Here is a 26,082-nt window from a genome sequence, read left to right as displayed (position 1 = left end):
AGTTACCCAATGTTTTTTAACTTTGTGAAGTTTAAAATGTACTTTCTTTTCCATGGTAATTCTCCTTTCATTTTAAACTTTTTACATACTGCAAAATAAGGGCTGTCATGAGAGTTTATGAAAAGTGAGCATTGGGGAGGAGTCCCTAACGATGTAAGTTAATCTTTTTGTGACAATCCTTATTTCTCCAAGCCTCCTCAATTTCTATATTACGAGACTGTTCGAGGCAAACATGAGTCCTGACGAAATGATTCTAGAAAAACGAGAGCCGTTCGGAATTTTCCTCCTTTCTAAGCATGGAAGATCTCGTTTATTTTGGGCTTCTAAGACACAAAAAACTAGAGCTTACTAGTATGAGGCGTCCCCTCTAGAGCTCTAGTTTGAAATGATGCTGTATTCTTTTTATGAGCCCTAGTTTGATGGTTCAAAGTGACTCAGGAATGGTTATCCTACTATAATCCTTATTTAGGCATTAGGTAACTAATGTCAATCTTTTAGATAATCCCCCAAGTGTCCTTTAAAGCAAAATTAAAACGCTTACATATTCACCTAGCTTCATTATAATCCTTTTTTAAGAATAAACAACAGAAACTAACGGAATTATCAAAAATGTTAAAGAACTGACATAAAAGATTCTATATTTAGTTTCGTTAGTCAAATAAGAATTCACCTGTGTAAATCATTTATATTTTTAATTTTTTGTTCCTCATAGACAGACCACGATCTTAGTCAGATGAAAAAATAGAGTCTTTCTATCTAAAATTTTCTTTTCAGAATTGTCTTTTTAGGGGCTACTTCTCTCATAGTTTTGCTATCTCTTAAGGTTAATTGAAGCTTGCTTTAATCTTCAAAAGCCTTTGAAGATAAGCACTTGAAGGAGTTTGAGAAGCAAAAAAACTCTATTTAGGACCTTACATATGGTGTAAGGTCTCATTTTTACAAATCAAAGTTAATAATAGGAAGCGTCCGGCAGAGATTCATGAAAATAAGATGACTTTTTCCTATTTGTAATTTGTCTGAATATATCATAGAGTAGAGAAAACAATAGAAAAAAAGTATGATTGTTATAGATGGAAAATAAGGTACGTTTTAAACTACATAAGGTTAAGAAAAACTGGGTAACTATCGGGGTGACTACCCTCTCAATGGTTGCCTTGGCGGGTGGAAGCCTCCTAGCTCAAGGAAAAGTAGAAGCCGATGAGACGAGCGCACCTAATGGTGACGGCTTGCAGCAACTGAGTGAGGATGGTACTGCCAGTCTAGTGACGACAACAACTGTTACTGAGCAAGCTAGTGCTCAAGCAAGTGTGGCAGCAGTAGCAACAGCCAGCGTAAGTCACGAAACAAGCTCTCAGGCGACGACAAGTGCGGTCGCTCAAGAGGCAACTGCTCAAGCACAAAGCAGTCAAGTTATCGATCAAGAAGTGGCAGTTTCTTCGCAAACTCAAGCTAGTGCCCAAGAGACACTGACTACGGAACAGGTCTCACAAGGTCAGGCAACAACACAGGCAACTGTTCAAGAAAGATCACAGTCAGATACGCCGAGTAATCAGGTAGGACAATCGGAATCTTCAGTTACTCCTAGCCACAAAGCAACTCGCAGTGGTGGGCGTCGTGTAGCAACGTCGCATGCAACAGCTAAAGCAAACAGTCAAAATCAGAAAAAGACTGAGGTTCAAACCAGCCAAAGAATTGAGACTGAAAGTGTGCAAACAAGTGCTCAGTCTACTCCAAGTGTGACAGAACAAGCAAGACCTAGAGTCTTGACCAATGCTGCACCATCAATCGCCACACGCGCTGCTGATAGCACTATTCGTATCAATGCCAACCGCAATACGAACATCACAATTACGGCCAGCGGTACGATACCAAATGTAACCATTATCACAGGGCCAAACACTCCTAAACCAAACGTGACGGTGACAAGTCCAAATGGCACAAAACCCAATGTGACCATTGTAACGCAGCCAAATCAACCCAATAAACCTGTTCAACCAAGTCAACCGTCTCAACCTAACAAGCCGGTCCAACCAAATCAGCCAAGTCTTGACTATAAACCAGTAGCTTCGAATTTGAAGATTATTGATGGCAAGCAGTACTATGTTGAAAATGGCGTTGTGAAAAAGAACGCAGCCATTGAACTTGATGGGCGTCTTTATTATTTCGATGAGACTGGGGCTATGGTAGATCAAAGTAAACCTTTGTATCGTGCCGATGCCATTCCAAATAACTCTATCAATGCGGTTTACAACCAAGCCTACGACACATCAAGCAAGAGTTTCGAACACTTGGACAATTTCTTGACGGCTGATAGTTGGTACCGTCCAAAACAGATATTGAAGGATGGAAAAAATTGGACAGCTTCAACTGAGAAAGATTATCGTCCCCTTTTGATGACTTGGTGGCCAGACAAGGTGACACAGGTCAACTACCTCAACTATATGAGTCAACAAGGTTTTAGTGATAAGACCTATACGACAGATATGATGAGTTACGACTTAGCATCTGCTGCTGACTTGATTCAAGTTAAAATCGAGGAACGTATCGGTCGTGAGGGCAATACCACTTGGCTTCGTCAGTTGATGTCAGACTTCATCAAAACACAGCCTGGCTGGAACTCTGAGAGTGAGGACAATCTTTTAGTTGGTAAGGACCACTTGCAAGGAGGCGCTCTGACCTTCCTCAATAATAGTAGGACAAGTCATGCCAATTCAGATTTCCGTCTCATGAACCGCACACCGACTAACCAAACAGGGACACGCAAATACCATATCGACCGTTCAAATGGTGGTTACGAGTTGCTCTTGGCTAACGATATCGACAACTCTAACCCAGCTGTTCAGGCTGAGCAACTAAACTGGCTCCACTACATCATGAACATTGGTTCTATCCTTGGCAATGATCCAAGCGCCAACTTTGACGGTGTTCGTATCGATGCGGTGGACAATGTGGATGCGGACCTCTTGCAGATTGCTTCTGACTACTTCAAGGAAAAATACCGTGTAGCTGATAATGAAGCCAACGCTATTGCTCACTTGTCAATCCTTGAAGCTTGGTCCTACAACGACCATCAATACAACAAGGATACCAAGGGTGCTCAGTTGTCCATTGACAATCCGCTACGTGAAACGCTTTTGACGACTTTTTTGCGTAAGAGCAATTACCGTGGCAGCTTGGAGCGTGTGATTACTAACTCTCTTAACAACCGTTCAAGTGAGCAGAAACACACACCTCGTGATGCCAACTACATTTTCGTGCGTGCCCATGATAGTGAAGTGCAAGCTGTTTTGGCTAATATCATCAGTAAGCAGATTAATCCAAAAACAGATGGTTTCACCTTCACCATGGATGAGCTCAAACAGGCCTTCGAAATCTACAATGCGGACATGCGCAAGGCTGATAAAAAGTACACTCAGTACAATATCCCAGCTGCCTATGCCACAATGTTGACCAACAAGGACAGTATCACTCGTGTTTACTACGGTGATCTTTTTACCGACGATGGCCAATACATGGCTGAAAAATCACCATACTATAATGCCATTGATGCTCTGCTCCGTGCTCGCATCAAATATGTAGCAGGTGGCCAAGACATGAAGGTTACTAAGCATAACGGCTATGAAATCATGTCATCTGTGCGTTATGGTAAGGGTGCAGAAGAAGTTAATCAGCTTGGTACTGCTGAAACACGTAACCAAGGAATGCTGGTCCTCACAGCCAATCGTCCAGATATGAAATTGGGAGCAAATGACCGTCTGGTGGTTAATATGGGATCTGCCCACAAAAATCAAGCCTATCGTCCATTACTTCTCAGCAAATCGACAGGGCTTGCGACCTACTTCAAGGATTCTGATGTCCCAGCTGGATTGGTTCGCTATACGGACAATCAAGGGAACTTGACCTTCACGGCAGACGATATTACTGGTCATTCAACTGTTGAAGTTTCAGGCTATTTAGCGGTTTGGGTGCCAGTAGGTGCTTCAGAAAACCAAGATGCCCGCACCAAGGCTTCGACGACTAAGAAGGGTGAGCAGGTCTTTGAATCCTCAGCAGCTCTCGACTCACAGGTCATCTATGAAGGCTTCTCAAACTTCCAAGACTTCGTTAAGACACCAAGTCAGTACACCAACCGTGTTATTGCTCAAAATGCCAAACGCTTCAAAGAGTGGGGAATCACTTCCTTTGAATTTGCGCCACAATACGTGTCTAGCCAAGACGGCACTTTCTTGGATTCTATCATTGAAAATGGCTATGCCTTCGAGGACCGTTACGATATTGCCATGAGCAAGAACAACAAATACGGTTCACTCAAAGACCTCATGGATGCTCTTCGTGCCCTTCACGCTGAAGGTATCTCAGCCATTGCTGACTGGGTTCCAGATCAAATTTACAATCTCCCTGGAAAAGAAGTGGTAACAGCTTCACGTACCAACAGCTACGGCACACCACGTCCAAATGCTGAAATCTACAATAGTCTCTATGCAGCTAAAACACGTACCTTTGGAAATGACTTCCAAGGCAAGTACGGAGGTGCCTTCCTTGATGAATTGAAGGCAAAATACCCAGCTATCTTTGAGCGCGTGCAGATTTCAAACGGCCGTAAATTGACTACAAATGAGAAAATCACGCAATGGTCAGCCAAGTATTTCAATGGAAGCAATATCCAAGGTACAGGGGCTCGCTATGTCTTGCAAGATAACGCAACAAACCAATACTTCAACCTGAAAGCAGGTCAAACCTTCCTTCCTAAACAAATGACAGAAATCACAGCAACTGGTTTCCGTAGGGTGGGAGATAAGGTCCAATACCTCTCAACGAGTGGCTACCTTGCCAAGAATACCTTCATTCAAATCGGTGCCAACCAGTGGTATTACTTTGATAAGAACGGTAACATGGTCACAGGTGAACAGGTCATTGATGGCAAGAAATACTTCTTCCTAGACAATGGTCTCCAGCTACGTCATGTCCTTCGCCAAGGCAGTGATGGTCACGTCTATTACTACGATCCTAAAGGGGTTCAGGCCTTTAACGGATTCTATGACTTTGCGGGTCCTCGCCAAGACGTTCGCTATTTCGATGGCAACGGTCAAATGTATCGTGGCCTCCACGACATGTATGGCACAACCTTCTATTTCGATGAAAAGACTGGTATTCAAGCCAAAGACAAGTTCATCCGTTTTGCGGACGGACGCATGCGTTACTTCATCCCAGATACAGGAAATCTCGCAGTCAACCGATTTGCGCAAAATCCTGAGAACAAGGCTTGGTATTACCTCGATAGCAACGGTTATGCCGTGACAGGACTACAAACCATTAACGGTAAGCAGTATTACTTTGACAATGAAGGACGTCAGGTTAAGGGACACTTTGTCACAATCAATAACCAACGTTACTTCCTTGATGGTGATAGTGGTGAAATTGCTCGCTCACGCTTTGTGACGGAAAACAACAAGTGGTACTATGTCGATGGCAATGGTAAACTGGTTAAAGGTGCTCAAGTCATCAATGGTAATCACTACTATTTCAACAATGATTATAGCCAAGTCAAGGGTGCCTGGGCCAACGGCCGTTACTATGATGGTGACTCAGGTCAGGCCGTAAGCAACCGCTTTGTCCAAGTTGGTGCCAACAAATGGGCTTATCTCAACCAAAATGGTCAAAAGGTAGTTGGTCTCCAACATATCAATGGTAAACTTTACTACTTTGAAGGTAACGGTGTCCAAGCTAAAGGGAAACTTATGACATACAGAGGCAAGAAATACTACTTTGATGCCAATAGTGGTGAAGCCGTAACTAATCGCTTTATCCAAGTTTCTCGTGGTATTTGGTATTACTTTAACGCCTCAGGACAAGCAGTAACAGGTGAACAAGTCATCAACGGTCAACACCTCTACTTTGACGCTTCTGGCCGTCAGGTCAAAGGCCGTTACGTCTGGGTTAAAGGCCAACGTCGTTACTATGACGCCAATACTGGAGCTTGGGTCAGAAATCGATAAGGGGCAGAAGAAAATGTGATTTTGGGACTATCCTAGATGCTTTTAGATTAAAATTCAGTAGGTACCTTCCCAGTCTCACCACTTTTAAGCACTTGAAACAAAATGTTTCAAGTGCTTTTCTTTTATTACTATCTCTTGATATGTCAAGCAGATTGTAAGTAAACAATGAGTTTGATTAAGAGAATCGTCAATAGACTGCTTACTTTAGCTTTAAATTATGCTCAGTCATTCTAATGAAGAAGGTGGTGAAAGTGCTAAAAGTCGGAATTTCTGTGTACTTTTTAAAAAATCTGAACGTTTTTTGGTAACGTTTTCTAACATATAAAAGCTATAGCTATATATCTTAGGCTTATTTTTTCAAATGGATTATGGGTAGAAGGTTAGTCTTATGAGAATAGGGTTATGCATCTGTAATTGTATTCGTTTCCAAAATCCCTTAACATAGAATAGAGAAATAAAGTTATATTGAAAGGTGTATGTTATGGAAAAGAAAGTTGGATTTAAGTTACACAAGGTCAAGAAAAATTGGGTAACCATTGGAGTTAGTACGCTGTCGATGGTTGCACTTGCGGGTGGAGCCTTTTTGTCAGACCAATCGGCACAAGCAGATGAAGTGTCACTACCTAATGGTGACGGTTTTGAACAAACAGATGCAGGTATTGAATCAAGTGCCTCAATGATTAATGAAAGCTATTCGCCAACCTTGACAGAAGATGCTGGCCATTTGTCAGCGGTGTCATCTAACTATGGCAGTCAAACAAGCTCAGGCTACGAGTCTTCATCATCTGCCTCAACAGGAGGCTCATCACAGACTGTGGTAGGTGGTGGAGCTGGTCAAGTCAGTTCGTCACAATCTTCTCAAGTAGTAGGAACACAAAACTCTAATTCATCACAAACGGGTTCTGCTTACCAATCAAGTAGCAGCTCGGCATCAGTAAGTGCTAGTGCGTCAAGTTCTTCAAGCTCATCAAGTTCAGCTTGGTATTCTTACTCGTCTTCATCATCATGGTCATCATCATCGTCAGCTAGCGGTTTTGCGACAATTACGACGAGTTCGTCTAACTCAAACGGCATTCATTGGAATGGTGGTCGAAACACGACTATCACCATCACGGCTTCAGGAACTACGCCGAATGTTACTATCGTTTCGAATTCTAATAAACTGTTTCCAAACGTATCGGTAGGGCATTCGAATGGTTCAAATGCTAATGTCACTATCATTTCACAAGGTAACCAGCAAAATAACTCAGGTTACCAAATCATCACAGGTGAGACTAAACCAAGTGTTGATTCGAACAATGCTAAGTCTTCATTTGTCCGTGTAGGCGAAAATCAATGGTATTATTACGATCAATATGGTCAAAAGGTCAAAGGCGAAAAGGTTATCGATGGAAAGGCTTATTACTTCCTTGAAAATGGTCTTCAAGCTCGTGACTCACTTGTTAAAGGTAGCGATGGTTACACCTATTACTATGATAAAAATGGTGTGAAAGCTATCAACGGCTTCTACGATTTTGCTGGTTACCGTAAAGATGTCCGCTACTTTGATTGTTACGGACACATGGCTACTGGTCTCCTTGAAATGGGGAGCACAACCTTCTACTTTGATACACAAACAGGTATCCAAGCTAAAGACAAGTTTATTCGCTTCTCAGATGGTCGTATCCGTTACTTCATCCCTGATACTGGTAATATGGCTGTAAATACCTTTGTTCAAAATAAAGAAAACCAAGCTTGGTACTACCTAGATGAACATGGTTACGCTGTGACAGGAAAACGTATCATCAATGGTAAAGAATACTGCTTTGACTCAGAAGGCCGTCAAATCAAAGGTCAGATGATGCAACAAGGCAACAAGCAATACTACATTTCTGCCCAAACAGGTGAAATGGCTGTGTCACGCTTTATCTTTGAAAACAACAACTGGTATTATGCGGATGCTTTTGGTTACCTCGTTCAAGGTGCAAAAGTGATTGATGGAAAACTTTATTATTTCAATAAAGACCACAGTCAATTAAAAGGTGGCTGGGCTGAAGGACGTTACTATGACGCTGTCACTGGTCAAGCAGTCATCAACCAATTCATTCAAATTGCGGCTAACCAATGGGCGTACCTTAACCAAGATGGTCACAAAGTGACAGGTCTTCAAAATATTAACAATAAAGTTTACTACTTTGGTAGCAATGGTGCTCAAGTCAAAGGTAAGTTGCTCACTGTCCAAGGTAAAAAATGTTACTTTGATGCCCACACTGGTGAGCAAGTGGTAAACCGCTTTGTTGAAGCTGGACGTGGCTGCTGGTATTACTTCAACGCAGCAGGTCAAGCAGTGACTGGAAAACAGGTCATCAATGGCAAACAGCTTTACTTTGACGGTTCAGGTCGTCAAGTTAAAGGACGTTATGTTTATGTTGGTGGTAAACGCCTCTTCTGCGATGCCAAAACTGGTGAATTGAGACAGCGTCGTTAATTAATATGTACTTTAAAATCTAGAGCGAATTTTTCCTTTTCCTATCTAAATTATTATTTTCCTATCATAACTCTAGATGATTAAATAGACGAAAAAGCCAGCATTAGCTGGTTTTTGAGTTGTTTTAGAGAAACTGTCAGTGTACACCCAGATGCTTTTTCACGCTTAAATCCTAATAATTTTGTCCCTCTCATATTCAAAAGAAGGAGTCACAGTCGTGTTATAATGGGTATTATATTTGTATGTAGAAAATAGAGTTAGAGGTAGTTATGGGGAACTATCTTCGTTAAGCTCTAGGTGTAACTGACTTCTTAAAGGAGAGAAATTATGGTTATTTTGGCTTGGATTATCATTGTCATATTATTTATCTTCATTTCGAATTACTACTTTTATAAAACAGATTTCAGACCACGAAAATACCCATTACTCTATGCAATTATTGAAACCATAGGTGCCTTTTTCACTAGGTGGTAGTAGGTGGAAAATGAGTGAAAAATAGCAATCAAGAGTTTTGTGGACTACTAAATATGGAAAGCATCGCGACCTCCTAACCCATAAACCACGCATACTTTCGCAGGATTTTGCTAGTCCCCGTAACCAAACCTTCTCTTTCATCTTAGAAATGAAGGTTTTTTTATTTAAAAATAAATTAATATTGTTGGATGATTCTATCGTCTAAAAAAGTCTAAATCCTAACGATTTTAGTTGGTTTTATGTTATCCTTAGTGCATTTGTTCACAAGGGGTATTTATTAGGCAGATTATTAAAGGACGTTTTCTGAGAAAACGAAGGTAGATACATTAAACTGATATTACAGTTGTGTAATTGTATTCCCTTGTCAAATAGCTTATGATAGAAGTAATATAAGGGAAAAAGGTAAATATTATGGAACAAAAAGTACGCTTTAAACTGCATAAAGTGAAGAAGAATTGGGTGACTATTGGGATGACAGCACTCTCAATGGTTACTGTTGCTGGTGGAACTTTGTTGGCGGATCAACAGGTTCAGGCCGATGAGCAAAATCCTGCCAATCAGTCAGGTGATAGCAGTCAGAATCTGCTTCAAGAAACGCCAGCTACAACTAATGATGCAGCAACTACAGTAGCACCAACTATCTCAGCAGATGCTAATACTGCGAGCGTGGCTATTCCTGTCGCAGATGTGACTAGCACGACAACCGATGTTACAGATAGGGCAGCGGCACCTGCTGCAAACACAGCGACAGTTGATACTAACTCAGGTCAAGCAGCACCAAGTACAAATGTGCAAGCAGCAACTGCTGACACTAGTGCCACAACAACTGATACAAATACAAATACTAACGCTGCAGTAACTGGAACGGATCGTGCAACAGCTACTACAGACCGTGCAGCAACAACTGATACGGCAAATACAGAAGCTCGTACACGTAGTCGTCGTGCCTTGGCAGAAACTCGTGAAGCCAATACCAATACAGCGACTGGTATCCAATGGATTAGCGGCAAACAATACTATGTCAATAGTGACGGTAGTGTGCGTAAGAACTTCGTCTTTGAGCAAGATGGGAAGTCATATTACTTTGATGCTGAAACAGGGGCTCTTGCGACCAAGTCACAGGATGAATTTTCAACTGAACCTATCAAGGCGACCGTAGATTTTTCATCTGGAAATCAGCTCTACAAAAACGATAACAAATCTTTGGACCAACTCGACACCTTCATCACTGCGGATGCTTGGTACCGTCCAAAGAGTATTCTCAAGAATGGTAAGACTTGGACAGCTTCAACTGAAGCGGACAAACGTCCACTCTTAATGGTTTGGTGGCCTGACAAATCGACTCAGGTTAACTACCTAAACTACATGCAAAATCAAGGTCTTGGTGCAGGATCATTTTCAACCAACTCTAGCCAGGAAAGTCTAAATCTAGCTGCTAAAGCGGTTCAGACTAAGATTGAAGAACGTATTGCGCGTGAAGGCAATACAAACTGGTTGCGTACAAGTATCGACCAGTTCATCAAGACTCAGCCAGGTTGGAATAGTAGCACTGAAAATAGTTCCTACGACCACTTGCAAGGTGGACAGTTGCTCTTTAACAACAGTAAGGGTGATACTGGTAACCGTACTAGCTACGCCAACTCTGATTATCGTTTGCTTAACCGCACACCGACTAATCAGACGGGTACACGTAAGTACTTCAAGGACAATTCTATCGGTGGTCTTGAGTTCTTGCTTGCCAACGATATTGATAACTCAAACCCAGCTGTTCAGGCGGAGCAACTTAACTGGCTCCACTTCATGATGAATATCGGAAGTATCATGGCCAACGATCCAACAGCCAACTTTGACGGTTTGCGTGTCGATGCCTTGGACAATGTGGATGCTGACCTTCTCCAAATCGCTTCAGATTACTTCAAAGCAGCCTATGGTGTTGACAAGTCTGAAGCTAATGCAATTAAGCACTTATCATACTTGGAAGCTTGGTCTGCCAACGACCCATACTACAACAAGGATACTAAAGGGGCACAACTGCCGATTGATAATGCCCTTCGTAATGCTCTTACCAACCTTTTGATGCGTGATAAAAATACACGTATGCAGCTTGGGGACATGACTGCTTTTATGAATAGTAGTTTGAATCCACGTGGTGCTAACGATAAAAACGGTGAGCGTATGGCAAACTATATTTTCACCCGTGCCCACGATACTGAAGCGCAAACCATTATCCAACGTATCATTCGTGATCGTATCAACCCAAATCTGTTTGGTTACAATTTCACCCGTGATGAAATCAAGAAGGCCTTCGAGATTTACAATGCGGATATCAATACAGCTCACAAGACTTATGCGTCATACAACTTACCATCTGTCTATGCCCTCATGTTGACCAACAAGGACTCTGTGACACGTGTTTATTACGGTGACCTCTACCGTGAGGATGGTCATTACATGGCCAAGAAGACGCCTTACTTTGATGCCATTGACACCCTTTTGCGTGCCCGTATCAAGTATGTAGCTGGTGGTCAAGACATGGAAGTGAAAAAAGTCGGAAATGATGGACTTTTGACTTCTGTTCGTTATGGTAAAGGTGCCAATAACAGAACTGATTGGGGAACTGCTGAAACCCGTACGCAAGGGATGGGTGTCATCATGACCAACAACTATGATTTCCGATTGGGTAGTAATGAAACTGTAACGATGAATATGGGTAGAGCCCACCGTAATCAGCTTTACCGTCCATTGCTTTTGACGACTAAGGATGGTCTAGCAACCTACCTCAACGATTCTGATGTGCCTAAAAACCTTCTTAAACGTACCGACTGGAATGGGAACTTGACCTTCAATGCCAATGATATTTTTGGTGTGGAAAATGTGCAAGTATCAGGTTACCTCGGTGTCTGGGTACCAGTCGGGGCTAAGGCTAACCAAGACGCACGTACACAGCCAAGTAACCGTGCCAATAGCGATGGCCAAGTTTACAAGTCTTCAGCTGCCCTTGATTCGCAAGTCATGTATGAAGCCTTCTCAAACTTCCAAGCTTTTGCGGACGATCAGCCAGAACTCTACATGAACCGTGTCTTGGCTAAGCACACTGACTTGCTCAAAGCTTGGGGTGTTACGTCTGTTGGACTTCCACCTCAGTACGTTTCAAGTAAGGATGGTACCTTCCTTGATTCAACAATTGACAATGGTTATGCCTTTGATGACCGTTATGACATGGCCTTGAGTCAAAATAACAAGTATGGCTCACTTGAGGACCTCCTTAATGTCCTTCGTGCCCTCCACAAAGATGGTATTCAGGCCATTGCTGACTGGGTGCCAGACCAAATTTATAACCTTCCAGGAAAAGAAGTAGTTAATGCTACACGTGTTAACGGCTATGGTTATCACCAACAAGGTTATCAAATTGTGGACCAAGCCTATGTGGCAAATACCCGTACAGATGGTACAGACTATCAAGGTAAATATGGTGGTGCCTTCCTTGATGAGCTTAAAGCTAAGTACCCATCTATTTTCAACCGTGTGCAAATCTCAAATGGTAAGCAGTTGCCTACGAATGAAAAGATTACCAAATGGTCTGCTAAGTACTTCAACGGAACCAACATCCTTGGACGAGGCATCAATTATGTCCTTCGTGATGACAAGACCAACCAGTACTTTAATACTTCAGCCAACGGCCAACTCTTGCCAACACCACTTCGTGACACAGGTGCCATCACAAGCACTCAAGTCTTCCAACGTCGTGGACAAGATGTTTACTTCCTTCGTGATAATCAAGTCATCAAGAATGAATTTGTTCAAGACGGTAACGGTAACTGGTATTACTTCGGTGCTGACGGTAAGATGACCAAGGGTGCCCAAAACATCAATAGCAAGGATTACTATTTCTTTGATAATGGTGTTCAATTGCGTAATGCCCTGCGTCGTGCTAACAACGGCTATTCTTACTATTACGGTCTAGACGGTGCCATGGTTAAGAATGCCTTCGTTGATTTTGATGATAAACGTAAGCAAGTCCGTGCCTTTACAACACAAGGAACCATGGTAGTGGGTAACCTTCATTGGAGTGGTCACCATTTCTACTTTGACCGTGAAACTGGTCTTCAGGCTAAGGATCGCATTGTCCGTACCGATGATGGCAAATTGCATTACTATGTTGCTGGAACCGGTGATATGGGACGCAATGTCTTTGCGACAGATAGTAGCACTGGTAAACGTTATTACTTTGACGCTGATGGTAACACTGTGACAGGCTCACGCGTCATTGACGGTAAGACTTATTACTTTAACCAAGATGGTAGTGTCGGTACGGCCTACAGCAACCGAGCTGATTCTATTATCTTTGAAAATGGTAAGGCGCGTTATATCACACCAGCAGGCGAAATTGGACGCAGCATCTTTGTCTACAACCCAGCAACTAAGGCATGGAACTACTTTGATAAAGAAGGTAACCGTGTCACAGGACGTCAATACATTGATGGTCACCTCTATTACTTCAAGGAAGATGGGAGCCAAGCTAAGGGTGAAATTATCGAGGAAAACGGCATTAAGTATTACTATGAGCCAGGCTCAGGTATTCTCGCTAGCGGACGCTATCTCCAAGTAGGTGATGACCAGTGGATGTACTTCAAACACGATGGTTCACTGGCTATCGGCCAAGTTCGTGCTGATCATGGATACCTTAAGTACTTTGATAAAAATGGTATCCAAGTTAAGGGTAAAACCATTGTCGAAGATGGTAAGACTTATTACTATGATGCCCACAGTGGAGCTCTTGTCACAAGCAGTTTTGCTGAGATTGCACCAAACCAATGGTCTTACTTCAATACTGATGGCCAAGCCCTTAAAGGTAAGTGGACTATCAATGGCAAGGAATACTACTTTGACCAAAATGGGATCCAATACAAGGGCAAAGCCGTTAAGGTCGGCAGTCGTTACAAGTACTATGACGAAAACGACGGTCAACCTGTAACCAACCGCTTTGCTCAAATTGAGCCAAACGTCTGGGCTTATTTCGGAGCTGATGGCTATGCCGTAACAGGCGAACAAGTCATCAATGGCCAACACCTTTACTTTGACCAATCAGGTCGCCAAGTTAAAGGTGCCTACGTCACAGTCAACGGCCAACGCCGTTACTACGATGCCAACACCGGCGAATATATCCCAGGAAGATAAGCAGTAGTAGCCCATGTAACTGACTAGAGAACACACAGCCGAGAATGAGGGAAAATTCTCAAGAAGAAAGATCGTGAAAACGGTCTTTTTTTGTGTCTCTATTTCGATTTTTTTCGAAATAGTATTGACAGTAGTCTGTGAAAAGCGTAGAATCTATTTCGAAAAGTATAGAAATAGGTATTATGACTTAAGTCGTACTGATGCTCCGTATCAAGGAAAGGATAAATCAAATGGAAACATTCCTTTTTATGACAATTCTTGCCATGTTAGTTATCGCCATCATAAGTTTTATCGTTCTGAAGAAAAAATGGTAATTTTCAATCAAGCTCTTTTTAGTAGGTCTGATTGGTTTTGCCTTACCTGTCATGATGATTGAAGGACCTATCAATGCTGTGGCTCTTTCTGGTCTTGCTCACTCTTCTAAATGGTTGACCATTATTTATGGAGGACTTATGGCTGGCCTTGTCGAAGAAACAACACGCTATGTGGTGTTTAAGGTCCTTGCAAAGAAAAGAAGGTTGATGACATCTGATATTGTAGCCTACGGTTTTGGACATGGTCTTAGTGAATTTATCTTGCTTGGAGTGATGGGGTTACTCACTTACATCATTGTTTTACAGGCCATCCATTCAGGTCAGACCAGTCAATTGCCGCCACTTCTTGTGAGTCAGGTCAAGCAACTAACTGGGTTTGCTGTGGTTATGTCTCTCTTTGAAAGATTAGTTGTATTGCTACTACAAGTCTTGCTTACAGCTTGGGATTTTTTAGCAGTCACTAAGCATAAGCTTTCATTCTATTTTGGGGCGATATTACTTCATGCTACGATCGATTTTTTGGCAGGTGCTTATCAACAAGGGATAGTCAGAAATATCTTATTAATCGAAGTCATGTTAGCTATTTATGTGCTAGGTGTCGGACTTGTGACACGCCAAATTTGGAAAAAGGAGGAAACTCATGGGCTTATCTGAAACCTTAAAAGCCATCTCTGCCCCTGTGAGGAGAGAAATTTTAGACTATCTAAAGTCTGGGCCCAAGTCTGCAGGTGAAATCAGCCAGCAGTTTGACTTGGCTCCCGCAACAGTTTCTCATCATTTGTCTACCTTGAGAAAAGCAGGACTTATTGAAGAAGAAAAGCAGAAGAATTTTATCTACTATAGTTTGAACTTGACCGTTTTTGAAGAAATTTTAACGTGGATTCAGTCACTTGGAGGAAAAGAAGATGAAAAATAATATGCAAAGAGTCATTAGCAATCTAGTAATACTCACACCGGTTATTGTCGGACTAGTCTTTTACAATCAACTCCCAAATCGAGTGGCTATCCACTTTAATGTGGAAGAACAAGCCAATGGTTTTATGAATAGCAATCTAGCAATAGTTGTCCTTCCTTTTATTGCTCTTGCCATTTATAATCTCTTATTTTCATATTTTAAACAAATAACCATTTCATTCTTAAAAGAGTTTATGTTATGGCTTATTCCGATTTCTGCAGTTATCATTCAAGGTCTCGTATTGACTGTTGCCATGGGCGGACATGTCCAAGTTCGATTGACTGTCATTTGGTTAGTGGCACTCATTTTTCTAGTAATCGGAAATTATCTTCCTAAAAGTATTGGTCTAGCTACTAAAAATCACAGTGAGAGCAGTAACTCAGTAGCGAGAAAGTTAGGTTATCTAATGGTTGCAATGAGTCTTGCCTTGTTAATCAGCCTATGCTTTAATCCCTATACTACAATTATTATTTTAGGTATTTTTGTAGTTCTCATCTTGAGTATCTTGTTACCCAATTTTCGCAGTTTAAGAAAGTAATCGTCTGATTACTTTTTTTGTCCGTCTGTGTCATAGATTGGACCATTTATGGCAGAAGGATATTTTTGCTCTTGAATTTGATATGCTAGATGTGTATAATGATGTCACAGCGAACTATTAAAAGAGGTCGTTGCTCATGACAAGACAAACAATTAACCAATTTAATTCACTTGCTCGACCTAATCTTGCTACAGGTTATAGGAGGTAATCTAGATGACAAAAAGCAATAACACGCAAATTACGGATATCTTAAACAATATCTATAATCTGATTGTAAATCCAGAAACAACTGAAAATGAGAGAGAGTTGCTCGTAACGTTTAAAAATGAAATCGAAGTTGGAAAGAAGGATAATGATGAACTTCTTGCAGAATTATGCAGAGCTATTCAAGTTCTAGCAGTCCGCAATCTTTCTAAAGGCAAATCACTGAGTTCAGGAGTGAGTGAGTTTAGTAAGACACTCACAGAATTCCAAAATAAATCAGAACGTAACATTAATCTAGCAATAGGATTAACATCACTCGGTAGTTTGTCTTTTAAATGATTTATCTGCTTGTGATGATTAGTAAAATGACAAAAAAGATCAACTAAACCCATTAAGTTGGATTTAGTTGATCTTTTATTGTGCTTATCTTAAGTGTCATAATACCCAATCTTCGCTATTTAAGAAAATAAAGAGGAGTAATCGTCTGATTACTTTTTTTGTCTCCCAAAAACATCTTGCTAAAATCAGTGTTCTAATGATATAATACAAATATATTAATCTAATTTTCTAAGGAGTATCTATGAAAAAGCGTAAGAAAATTATTCTTAGTTCCATAACGGGAGCCTTGGCCTTGGCTCTTGCTGGAGGCGGTTTTTGGGCCTATAAAACCTTTGTCCCACAAGAGACGCCGATTGACAAGAATGCTACGGTAGCCTCAAATTTTTACCAAGCTGTTAACAAGGACTGGCTCCTAAAAGCAAAAATTCCTGCTGATTCTCCAAGCATTGATAGTTTTTATACATTAGATGAAGATGTCAAAGGGAAGCTAAAGAAGGATATCAAAAATTTAGGGGAAGGAAAGGAATCTTCAGACATTACGGGAATGTCTGAGTTTATCACTTTCTACAAGGCTGCTAGTGATTACAAGCAGCGTGAGAAAGATGGACTAGAACCTCTCAAACCTTATCTAAAAGAAATTGAGGATATCAAGGATCTAAATGATTTGGCCAATAAATCTGCTAGCTTAACTGATAAAGGGATTCCTATTCCATTTGGTTATGACGTAGGAACTAACGCAGAGAATACCAGCCAGAAACAAATCCAATTGACCCCTCCAAGCATCTTATTGCCAGATGTGTCTATTTATAAAGATGAGTCGAGCAAGAAACAATATTTGACTCCAATGGAAACAGCCACGCAAAAAGCTTTGGAAATGCTTGGATATAGTGAAAAAAATAGTAAACGCATTGTCAAAGAAGCACTGGAGTTCGACGAAATCATTGCTAAGTATAGTCTCAGTAACGAAGAGATGTCTGAGAGTAAGAATCTGGTTCATCCTAAAACGGCAGAAGAGATTAATGCCTACTCTGGTTCCTTCAAATTATATGATGTCATCAAAGGCATTATGGGACGTGATTTAGAAACCATCAATGTCCCTAATACCAAGTATTTTGAGAATTATAGTAAGGTCGTTAATCAGGACAATTTTTCTAAAATAAAATCATGGATGTTGGTGCAAGAAGCTATGGCAGCGTCAAATTCTCTAACAGAAGATTATCGCTTAAATTTTCAATCGATTAACATGGCTATTATGGGCACACAGAAGCCAATTTCTAAGGAAGATACGGTTTACGAGATGAGTGTCAATCTGTTTAGCGATGTCATGAGTGTCTATTATGGACGTAAATACTTTGGTGAGGAAGCTAAGACTGATGTGACAGGCATGATTGATAAAATCAAAAATGTCTATCGTGGCCGTCTCCAACAGAATGATTGGTTGACGGAAGAAACACGTAACAAGGCTATCGAAAAGTTGGATAAAATGAAGGTTTTTGTAGGTTATCAGGAAGATGTGGATCCTGGAACCAAAGAATTACATCTTGACCCTAACAAGTCCTTCTTTGAGTTGTCAGAAGACATTGCCCAGTTCGGAAGACGTTATACCATTGACCATTTTGATGAGCCTATTGATAAGAATAAATGGTCTGGTTCTGCTTTTGATATCAATGCCTATTACAACCCAGAAAGCAATAGCATCAACTTCCCAGCTGGCATTTTGCAAGCTCCATTTTATGACAAGAACCAAAGTACTGAAAAGAACTATGGTGGTATTGGTGTCGTGATTGGACATGAAATTACCCATGCCTTTGACTCCAATGGTGCCGACTATGATGAGAACGGTGACATGCATAATTGGTGGACAAAAGCAGATAGTAAAGCTTTCGACAAGAGGATCAAAGCCTTTGAAGACCAGTGGAATGGTTTGGAAATATACGGGACTAAGGTGAATGGAAAACTCACAGTCACTGAGAATGTCGCAGATGCTGGCGGTCTTTCATCCACACTCCAAGTGCTCAAAACAGATATGACAAAACCTAACCTCAAGGATTACTTTGAGAACTACGCAAATATTTGGAAACAAAAGGCTAGCCTACAGTACAATAAATATACCATGGTACAAGATGTCCACGCACCAAATGAGTTGCGTGTTAACCAACAACTTAAAAACCTTCCTGAGTTTTATGAGGCCTACCCTCAAATCAAAAAAGGCGACGCCATGTACCTAGCACCAAGCAAACGCATTAGTTTGTGGTAAAAAGTCTTGCTATTTTGGAAATCAAGAAGAAGAGAATTTGGAATGGAAACATTCCAGATTCTCTTTTTATGTTGTCGCTTTGGGGAATCATTTTCTAGTGTTATAATGTTGCTATTAAGGAAAGGATTCAAGAATGAAGCATAAAAGGAATCTGATAGAAGATAATAAAAGGGGTGAGAATCAGAGCTTTCTCTACTTCCTACACGAGGAGAAAAAATTTGACGTAAAGTCACTTGATGATTTGTGTCACTACATCATAGAACTGGATACAATCAGCCTCGAGCAGTTGAGAGATATTCATTATATTGAAAATCAAATACTACGCCATCTCGTGTATCATTTTGATGATAATGATTTAAGTAGAATCACAAATCTCCCTTTTGAGTACTGGGAGCATATAGAGCCCTTTGAACGTTTGGTGGCATGTTTGTATGAGGGTGATGGCAAGGAAGAGTAGTTGATGTTGTATTGGTTTTAACTTAGTAGACCATCAGTAAAGGAGTAAAGATGAAACATCGTATTGCAATTTTGTCAGATATTCATGGGAATACAACAGCTCTTGAGGCAGTTATTAAGGATGCACAAGAGTTGGGTGCGACAGAATATTGGTTAATGGGGGATATTTTGTTACCTGGCCCAGGAAGAAATGAACTCTTTGAGCTCTTGTCTTCTATTCCGATAACAGCCACCGTTCGAGGAAATTGGGATGATTGCGTTTTGGAGGCTTTAGATGGGGAATATGGTCTAGAGGACCCTCAAGAAATTCAGCTCCTGAGACTTACCCAGTATTTGATGGAAGAACTAGATTCTAAATATGTTGATTGGATACGTTCTCTGCCTCTGGTTGTGAAGAAGGAAATCAATGGGATTCATTTTTCTCTGACGCATCATTTACCGGAGAAAAACTACGGAGGTGAGTTACGTCCAGCTAACGATACCAGTCATTTTGATCAGTTGTTAGATGATCAAACAGATATGACAATTTACGGTCATGTGCATAAGCAATTGCTTCGTTATGGTAGTAAGGGACAACAAATTCTCAATCCTGGTACGATTGGGATGCCTTATTTTGACTGGTCACCACTACAAAATCACAGGGCCCAGTATGCCATAGTCGATGTCGAAGAAGATGGAGTGACTAATCTCCAATTTCGAAAGATTGCCTATGATTATGAAGCAGAGTTGCAGTTAGCAAAAGATAAACAGTTGCCCTATATCGAGCTTTATCAAGAGTTACGAAGAAATGACAATTATCCAGGTCATAACAAGGACTTGTTAGAGACTTTGAATAAACAGTATGGCTATGCTAAGGATGTCAAGGAATATTTTGATTTGAAGTAGATGTAGCTAGGTAGCTTTTTTAGGGCTACCTTTTTTGGTGTTGATTAGTTAATTAAGCCACCAAAAAACCACTGGCATACAAAACCACTGGCTTTCAACAATTTATTTTTTCTTCCCTAGTACAAAATAGCGGCTAGGGATTTGTTGTGTCAAACTGACGGCGATGGCGATGGTAAAGGAGGCCAGGAAACAAGCTCGTAGGAAGCTGAGGCCTAGGTCTGCATTTCCGATCAAGAGGAAGTAGACCGCACGGTAGAAGCTCATCCCTGGGATGAGTGGGAACATGCTTGAGGCTAGGAAGACTGTAGCTGGACATCTACGATAGTGGGCCAAAAAGCGTGAGGTGATAGTGACTAATAGGGCTGGGAAGAGGATGGCGAGGACCTCGTGATGGGTATTATTCCAAATCAAGAGGTAGAGGAGCCATGAGCCTGCTCCTAGGGTCCCAAGGTCTAGGAAGTATTTCTTAGGCACTCGGTAGAGCACGGAGAAGGCTGCTGTCCCTAGTCCTGCCATGAAGGTCTGAATCAAGACACCCAGCCATGAGGTTGACGGTGTTGAGAACATGCCTGATAATTGTTCCGCAAAGGGGAGGATGGAAATCATGGCAAGAACACCGACAGAGATAGACAGGCAGGTGGAGACCCCTGACAACATCAGGGCTAGACCGCTATAGTAGTTGTTCTGGGTGAATTCTCGAATGGCATTTACAAAGTAAGCCCCAGGAATCAAAATCATCAAGGTGCCCAGAATAATCACGCTACGATGTTGCCCGATACCCAAATAATAGAGAATGTTAGCTGATAAAGCGGCAATGGCACTAGAAAGGATAATCTGCAAGAAACTGGTATGAATAAAACGGGAAAAGAGTTGCATGCCAATCCCTACAAAAACTCCCGATATAGCCGCAGCAGTTCCATCAATCCAGCTACTTCCAAGGGCTAGCGAGAAGCTCCCTGCACCAATGACACAGGCTATAATATCCTCTAAAGGACGATAGAAAGTCTTCTGCTCAATGGTTTTCAGCTTTTGGAAAATGCTAGATACAGGCTGATTTGGTTGTTCTGCCAGTTCTCGAGACAGGCGGTTTACTTCCTCTAGTTTACCTAGATGGATAGACGGGACTGAGGTAGCTAGGACACGAGACTCTTTAAGACCTGAGCGGTTGAGTCCAGAAATCATGACTCCTCGATTGACCACATAAGTGGAGAAGTCTCTGATACCAAGAGACTTGGCCATGTGTCCCATGGTGTCCTCGATACGGTAAATCTCAGCACCGCTCTCCATAAGGACACGGCCTGCCTGAAGGACGGCATCCATTTCATTTTTGGTTTCTATTTCTGTCTCTCTTGGAAAATCGATGGTCATTTGAACCTCCTTATCACTTAATTCGTCATTCCATTATAAGGCTTGAATGGTGGTTTTTCAATAGCTTTGACGACTAAAATAGGACTTTCTATGAGATTTTTCTTCTACTTAATGATAGGGGGCAGGAAAATGGAGGGCTTGCCTTTTGCCTTGCTATTGGTAGAGGCAAATGCTACAATTAAATTATAAAATGTATGCGTTTACATATTTTTACGCTACCTTTCTCAAAAAGCCTTGCAGTCCTTTATTTATAGGGGTCTTAGCAATTAAAGAAGGGAACAAATGTAAGTGCAAATAGATGATACCTTTGAAAAGGAGACAATTTCATGAAAAAAATTATCAATAAACCTGAAAATGTTGTGACAGAGATGCTAGATGGTTTGGCTTATGTTCACAGTGATTTGGTGCATCGTGTTGACGGCTTTGACATCATTGTAAGAAATGAGCAGGCTGCTGGTCAAGTTGGTCTCATTTCTGGTGGTGGAAGTGGTCATGAGCCAGCCCACGCTGGTTTTGTGGGTGATGGTATGCTTTCAGCAGCCATCGCAGGTGCAGTGTTCACATCACCAACACCTGATCAAATTTTGGAAGCTATCAAGGAAGCAGATCAAGGGGCTGGTGTCTTCATGGTTGTTAAAAATTATTCTGGGGACATCATGAATTTTGAGATGGCTCAAGAATTGGCTGAGATGGAAGGTATCGAGGTTGCCAGTGTCGTTGTGGACGATGATATTGCTGTGGAAAATAGCCTCTATACTCAAGGTCGTCGTGGGGTTGCAGGTACCATTTTCGTGCATAAGATCCTAGGTCATGCGGCTCGCGAAGGTAAGTCTCTGGCTGAAATCAAAGACTTGGCTGACAAGATTGTTCCTAATATCCACACTATTGGTTTGGCCCTTAGCGGTGCGACAGTTCCTGAGGTCGGCAAGCCTGGTTTTGTCCTAGCAGAGGATGAAATAGAGTACGGTATTGGTATCCATGGTGAACCAGGCTATCGCAAGGAGTCTATGCAACCTTCTCGACAGTTAGCTGAAGAATTGACTGGTAAGCTCCTTGAAGCTTTTGATGCTAAGTCAGGTGAACGCTATGCCCTTCTCATCAATGGTATGGGTGCGACACCTCTCATGGAGCAGTATGTCTTTGCTAATGATGTAGCAAGCATTCTTGAAGATGCCGGACTAGATGTGGCATATAAAAAGTTAGGTAATTACATGACATCTATTGATATGGCAGGCCTCTCATTGACTCTGATGAAGATTGAAGATGAGGCTTGGCTTGAGGCTTTGGAGAGTCCAGTTAAGACTATTGCTTGGTAGTCTGACGTGAGAACTAGAAATTAGGTATATTATGGATAAAACAGTTGCAGTAAAATGGATGCAAGACTTTGACCAAAAAGTTGAAGCAGAAAAAGACCACTTGTCTGAATTAGATGGTCCTATTGGAGATGGTGATCATGGTGCTAACTTGGCGCGTGGTATGGCAGCAGCCGTTGAAGCTATTAAGAGCACGGAACCACAAAGTGCAGCAGAAGTATTTAAGGCAGTCTCAATGGCCTTGATTAGTAAGGTTGGTGGTGCCTCAGGTCCGCTTTATGGGTCTGCCTTTATGGGCATGATGAAGGCTGAACAAGCTGGTCAGGATTTGGCAGGTGTGCTTGAGGCAGGTCTCGAGATGATTAAAAAACGTGGTCATGCACAAGCTGGTGAAAAGACCATGGTGGATGTTTGGCATCCAGTTGTTGAAGCTGTCAAACAAGGCCAACTCACCATTGATGTCATTGATCAAGCTGTTCTTTCAACCAAGGAAGTTGCGGCTACAAAGGGGCGTGCCTCTTATGTCGGTGAGCGTTCAATTGGTCACATTGACCCAGGTTCCTATTCGTCTGGCCTACTCTTCAAGGCCTTGCTAGAAGCGGAGGGCTAGGATATGCCAGAACTTGGAATTGTGATTGTATCCCACTCCGCTGATATTGCTAAAGGTTTGGTGAGTCTGATTCGTGAAGTTGCGCCAGATATTCCTCTGACGGCTACAGGTGGTCTTGAAGATGGTGGCTTGGGTTCTAGTTTTGACCATGTTCAAGTAGCAGTGGATAGTCAGCCTGCTAACCGTCTCTTGGCCTTTTATGATCTGGGCAGTGCTCGCATGAATTTGGAGATGGTTGAAGAATTTTCAGACAAGGAAATCCTTATTCAGCAGGTACCTCTCATTGAGGGGGCCTATGCGGCATCAGCCTTGCTTCAGGCAGGAGCGAGTGAAGTTGAAATCTTATCACAGATAAATGAATTAACCATTCAAAAATAGAATAAAGGAAAACTATGTCAAATCAAATTAAGTATAAATGGGCTAGTCTTGGGACGGGTGTTATTGCCAATGAGTTGGCACAGGCTTTAGAGGCTCTAGGTGGTAAACTCTATTCCGTTGCAAATCGTACCTATGATAAGGGAGTGGCCTTTGCTGAAAAATACGGCATTGAAAAGGTTTATCAAGAGATTGATGAAGTGTTTAAAGATCCTGAAGTGGATATTATCTACATTTCAACGCCTCACAATACGCATATCAATTTTCTTCGCAAGGCACTCGCAGCAGGTAAACACGTCCTCTGTGAAAAATCTATCACCTTAAATAGTGAGGAATTGGCAGAAGCTATCCAACTCGCCGAAGAAAATCATGTCAAACTGGCAGAAGCCATGACTATTTTCCATATGCCTATCTATCGAAAACTATCTGAAATCGTGGAAAGTGGTAAGTTAGGGCCTCTCAAGGTTATTCAGATGAACTTCGGTTCTTATAAAGAATATGACATGACCAACCGCTTTTTCAATCGTAATCTGGCTGGTGGTGCCCTACTTGATATCGGAGTATATGCCCTATCCTTTGTGCGTTGGTTTATGACCTCACAACCGACAGAGATGGTTTCACAGGTTAAATTAGCTCCCACTGGTGTTGATGAGCAAGCGGGTATTCTTCTTACCAATGCAGAAGGGGAAATGGCAACAGTGACACTGAGTCTTCATGCCAAACAACCTAAACGTGGCACTATCGCTTATGACAAGGGCTATATCGAACTTTACGAATACCCACGTGGGCAAAAGGCAGTCATCACCTATACAGAAGATGGCTCACAAGAAGTCATCGAGGCCGGAGAAACCGCCAAAGCCCTCCAGTATGAGGTCCTAGACATGGAAGCAGCTGTTGCAGGCGAGGACGATCATAGCTACCTCAATTACAGCCGAGATGTCATGGAACTTATGACTCAACTCCGCAAAGACTGGGGCTTGGTCTACCCAGAAGAAGAGTAGCGATTAGATGATAAACAAGACCAGTATAATGTCCTGACTACAAAAGATAGACAGTCTCTTAAAAGGATTTAGCCCTGCATAAGATAGGAATAGGTCCATTTAACCGATTCTATATAAATACATTTATGTCAAAGGAGAAAGACATGAGAAATTTTGCAAGTCCGTCACGTTACATTCAAGGTGAAAATGCCTTATTTGAAAATGCAAAAGCCATTTCAGAATTGGGAACTCATCCTGTTTTACTATGTGACTCAGTAGTTTATGATATTGTAGGTAAACGTTTCGAAGAATACCTTGTTCAAAATGGACTCACAGTTGTACCAGTCTTCTTTAATGGAGAAGCATCGGATAATGAAATTAATCGTGTGGTCAGCCTAGCCAAAGAAGAAGGCTGTGATTTAGTTATTGGACTCGGTGGTGGTAAGACTATCGATAGTGCTAAAGCTATTGCAGACCTTTTACAATCGTCAGTTGTTATTGCCCCAACTATCGCATCTACAGATGCTCCAGTTTCAGCTTTGTCTGTTATCTATACTGACGAGGGTGCCTTTGAGCGCTATATCTTCTATTCTAAGAACCCAGAGTTGGTTTTGGTGGATAGTAAAGTGATCTCTCAAGCACCAAAACGTTTGTTAGCATCTGGTATTGCAGATGGCTTAGCAACTTGGGTAGAAGCTCGAGCAGTTATGCAAGCCAACGGAAAAACTATGCTAGGTAAACACCAAACTCTAGCAGGGGTTGCCATTGCTGAACGCTGTGAAGAGATTCTTTTTGCAGATGGTCTACAAGCCATGGCCGCTTGTGAAGCTAAAGTGGTAACGCCTGCCCTAGAAAATATTATTGAAGCTAATACCCTTCTTAGTGGTATTGGATTTGAAAGTGGTGGTTTGGCTGCTGCTCATGCCATCCATAATGGTTTCACAGCTCTCACTGGCGATATTCACCATTTGACTCATGGTGAAAAAGTAGCCTACGGAACTCTTGTGCAATTGTTCTTAGAAAATCGTCCAAAAGAAGTTTTGGATAAATACATTCGCTTCTATCAACAAATTGGCATGCCAACTACTCTTAAAGAAATGCATCTTGAAAATGCAAGCTATGAAGATCTTCTCAAGGTTGGTCAACAAGCGACTATTGAAGGAGAAACTATCCATCAAATGCCATTTGAAGTGAAAGCCTCTGATATTGCGCAAGCCATCGTTGCTGTAGATGCTTATGTTCATGGATTAGCCTAAGTAAATTTGGTCTTTTGTAGGGAAAGTGCCACCATTCCCGTATAGGAATATTATCCCCCTCAGGCACTTATCCCAACAGGATAGACAAATTGTTATAGGAAAGGGTTCAGTTCTGTA

At 41.7% G+C, this 26,082-nt stretch carries 17 protein-coding genes; 15 read left to right on the top strand and 2 right to left on the bottom strand.

Annotated features, from left to right (window positions below; all coding sequences use genetic code 11):
- Positions 1 to 54 (bottom strand): KxYKxGKxW signal peptide domain-containing protein (locus AX662_RS11120; protein ID WP_155197768.1); only part of this gene is annotated, 54 nt, incomplete at its 3' end.
- A 1,016-nt stretch (positions 55 to 1,070) separates the two neighbouring features.
- Between AX662_RS11120 and AX662_RS06915 the strand changes: the two genes are divergently transcribed.
- The 10 genes from AX662_RS06915 (at position 1,071) to AX662_RS06865 (ending at position 20,063) form a co-directional block, all read left to right on the top strand.
- Positions 1,071 to 5,996 (top strand): glycoside hydrolase family 70 protein, encoded by a 4,926-nt coding sequence (locus AX662_RS06915; RefSeq protein ID WP_060972011.1) that lies wholly within the window; start codon positions 1,071 to 1,073, stop codon positions 5,994 to 5,996.
- Between the two features lie 481 nt (positions 5,997 to 6,477).
- Positions 6,478 to 8,463: a KxYKxGKxW signal peptide domain-containing protein gene (locus tag AX662_RS06910; RefSeq protein WP_004182225.1), complete on the top strand. Its 1,986-nt coding sequence runs from the start codon at positions 6,478 to 6,480 to the stop codon at positions 8,461 to 8,463.
- Between the two features lie 885 nt (positions 8,464 to 9,348).
- Positions 9,349 to 14,115 carry a glycoside hydrolase family 70 protein gene (locus AX662_RS06900; protein WP_060972009.1) on the top strand — a complete coding sequence of 1,589 codons (4,767 nt, stop codon included), beginning with the start codon at positions 9,349 to 9,351 and terminating at the stop codon, positions 14,113 to 14,115.
- A 320-nt stretch (positions 14,116 to 14,435) separates the two neighbouring features.
- Positions 14,436 to 15,083, top strand: a complete 648-nt coding sequence (locus AX662_RS06895) for a YhfC family glutamic-type intramembrane protease (protein WP_269449990.1) — start codon at positions 14,436 to 14,438, stop codon at positions 15,081 to 15,083.
- Positions 15,070 to 15,345 carry an autorepressor SdpR family transcription factor gene (locus tag AX662_RS06890; protein WP_002891308.1) on the top strand — a complete coding sequence of 92 codons (276 nt, stop codon included), beginning with the start codon at positions 15,070 to 15,072 and terminating at the stop codon, positions 15,343 to 15,345. The genes AX662_RS06895 and AX662_RS06890 overlap by 14 nt, the downstream gene beginning before the upstream one ends.
- Complete coding sequence (locus tag AX662_RS06885; RefSeq protein ID WP_060972008.1) at positions 15,335 to 15,922, top strand: DUF1648 domain-containing protein; 588 nt, start codon at positions 15,335 to 15,337, stop codon at positions 15,920 to 15,922. The genes AX662_RS06890 and AX662_RS06885 overlap by 11 nt, the downstream gene beginning before the upstream one ends.
- A 213-nt stretch (positions 15,923 to 16,135) precedes the next feature.
- Positions 16,136 to 16,465, top strand: a complete 330-nt coding sequence (locus AX662_RS06880) for a bacteriocin immunity protein (protein ID WP_060972007.1) — start codon at positions 16,136 to 16,138, stop codon at positions 16,463 to 16,465.
- 241 nt (positions 16,466 to 16,706) lie between these two features.
- On the top strand, positions 16,707 to 18,722 hold the full coding sequence (locus AX662_RS06875; RefSeq protein ID WP_060972006.1) for a M13 family metallopeptidase: 2,016 nt from the start codon (positions 16,707 to 16,709) through the stop codon (positions 18,720 to 18,722).
- 133 nt (positions 18,723 to 18,855) lie between these two features.
- A complete protein-coding gene (locus AX662_RS06870; RefSeq protein WP_060972005.1) occupies positions 18,856 to 19,179 on the top strand; it encodes a hypothetical protein in 324 nt (107 codons plus the stop codon).
- Between the two features lie 50 nt (positions 19,180 to 19,229).
- The gene (locus tag AX662_RS06865; protein WP_060972004.1) at positions 19,230 to 20,063 is read left to right on the top strand and encodes a metallophosphoesterase family protein; all 834 of its coding nucleotides are present in this window, start codon (positions 19,230 to 19,232) and stop codon (positions 20,061 to 20,063) included.
- Positions 20,064 to 20,165: 102 nt separating this feature from the next.
- Here the strand turns inward: AX662_RS06865 and AX662_RS06860 are convergent, their stop codons facing one another.
- Positions 20,166 to 21,431, bottom strand: coding sequence for a threonine/serine ThrE exporter family protein (locus tag AX662_RS06860; RefSeq protein ID WP_060972003.1), 1,266 nt, complete (start codon positions 21,429 to 21,431; stop codon positions 20,166 to 20,168).
- A gap of 326 nt (positions 21,432 to 21,757) precedes the next feature.
- On the opposite strand from AX662_RS06860, the gene dhaK reads away from it, so the two are divergent.
- From dhaK to AX662_RS06835, 5 genes are all read left to right on the top strand, one after another.
- Positions 21,758 to 22,747: a dihydroxyacetone kinase subunit DhaK gene (gene dhaK, locus AX662_RS06855; protein WP_060972002.1), complete on the top strand. Its 990-nt coding sequence runs from the start codon at positions 21,758 to 21,760 to the stop codon at positions 22,745 to 22,747.
- Between the two features lie 31 nt (positions 22,748 to 22,778).
- Entirely contained in the window at positions 22,779 to 23,354 is a 576-nt protein-coding gene (dhaL, locus tag AX662_RS06850; protein WP_060972001.1) for a dihydroxyacetone kinase subunit DhaL, read from the top strand.
- 3 nt (positions 23,355 to 23,357) lie between these two features.
- Positions 23,358 to 23,732, top strand: a complete 375-nt coding sequence (dhaM, locus tag AX662_RS06845) for a dihydroxyacetone kinase phosphoryl donor subunit DhaM (protein WP_013990335.1) — start codon at positions 23,358 to 23,360, stop codon at positions 23,730 to 23,732.
- A 14-nt stretch (positions 23,733 to 23,746) separates the two neighbouring features.
- Complete coding sequence (locus tag AX662_RS06840) at positions 23,747 to 24,730, top strand: Gfo/Idh/MocA family protein (RefSeq protein ID WP_060972000.1); 984 nt, start codon at positions 23,747 to 23,749, stop codon at positions 24,728 to 24,730.
- Between the two features lie 143 nt (positions 24,731 to 24,873).
- Positions 24,874 to 25,965, top strand: a complete 1,092-nt coding sequence (locus AX662_RS06835) for a glycerol dehydrogenase (protein ID WP_037601104.1) — start codon at positions 24,874 to 24,876, stop codon at positions 25,963 to 25,965.
- Positions 25,966 to 26,082 lie beyond the last annotated feature (117 nt).

Origin of the sequence: Streptococcus sp. CCH5-D3, from assembly GCF_001556435.1 — a bacterium.
Lineage (GTDB): Bacteria > Bacillota > Bacilli > Lactobacillales > Streptococcaceae > Streptococcus.
Note: the sequence above shows the minus strand (reverse complement) of the source record. Positions and strands in the feature narration are given on the sequence as shown.

What these genes read in the sequence shown, in the direction of transcription:
- AX662_RS06915 (WP_060972011.1), top strand. Translation starts at nt 1,071, where the DNA reads ATGGAAAATAAGGTACGTTTTAAACTACATAAGGTTAAGAAAAACTGG.
- AX662_RS06910 (WP_004182225.1), top strand. Translation starts at nt 6,478, where the DNA reads ATGGAAAAGAAAGTTGGATTTAAGTTACACAAGGTCAAGAAAAATTGG.
- AX662_RS06900 (WP_060972009.1), top strand. Translation starts at nt 9,349, where the DNA reads ATGGAACAAAAAGTACGCTTTAAACTGCATAAAGTGAAGAAGAATTGG.
- AX662_RS06890 (WP_002891308.1), top strand. Translation starts at nt 15,070, where the DNA reads ATGGGCTTATCTGAAACCTTAAAAGCCATCTCTGCCCCTGTGAGGAGA.
- AX662_RS06885 (WP_060972008.1), top strand. Translation starts at nt 15,335, where the DNA reads ATGAAAAATAATATGCAAAGAGTCATTAGCAATCTAGTAATACTCACA.
- AX662_RS06880 (WP_060972007.1), top strand. Translation starts at nt 16,136, where the DNA reads ATGACAAAAAGCAATAACACGCAAATTACGGATATCTTAAACAATATC.
- AX662_RS06875 (WP_060972006.1), top strand. Translation starts at nt 16,707, where the DNA reads ATGAAAAAGCGTAAGAAAATTATTCTTAGTTCCATAACGGGAGCCTTG.
- AX662_RS06870 (WP_060972005.1), top strand. Translation starts at nt 18,856, where the DNA reads ATGAAGCATAAAAGGAATCTGATAGAAGATAATAAAAGGGGTGAGAAT.
- AX662_RS06865 (WP_060972004.1), top strand. Translation starts at nt 19,230, where the DNA reads ATGAAACATCGTATTGCAATTTTGTCAGATATTCATGGGAATACAACA.
- AX662_RS06860 (WP_060972003.1), bottom strand. Translation starts at nt 21,431, where the DNA reads ATGACCATCGATTTTCCAAGAGAGACAGAAATAGAAACCAAAAATGAA.
- dhaK (WP_060972002.1), top strand. Translation starts at nt 21,758, where the DNA reads ATGAAAAAAATTATCAATAAACCTGAAAATGTTGTGACAGAGATGCTA.
- dhaL (WP_060972001.1), top strand. Translation starts at nt 22,779, where the DNA reads ATGGATAAAACAGTTGCAGTAAAATGGATGCAAGACTTTGACCAAAAA.
- dhaM (WP_013990335.1), top strand. Translation starts at nt 23,358, where the DNA reads ATGCCAGAACTTGGAATTGTGATTGTATCCCACTCCGCTGATATTGCT.
- AX662_RS06840 (WP_060972000.1), top strand. Translation starts at nt 23,747, where the DNA reads ATGTCAAATCAAATTAAGTATAAATGGGCTAGTCTTGGGACGGGTGTT.
- AX662_RS06835 (WP_037601104.1), top strand. Translation starts at nt 24,874, where the DNA reads ATGAGAAATTTTGCAAGTCCGTCACGTTACATTCAAGGTGAAAATGCC.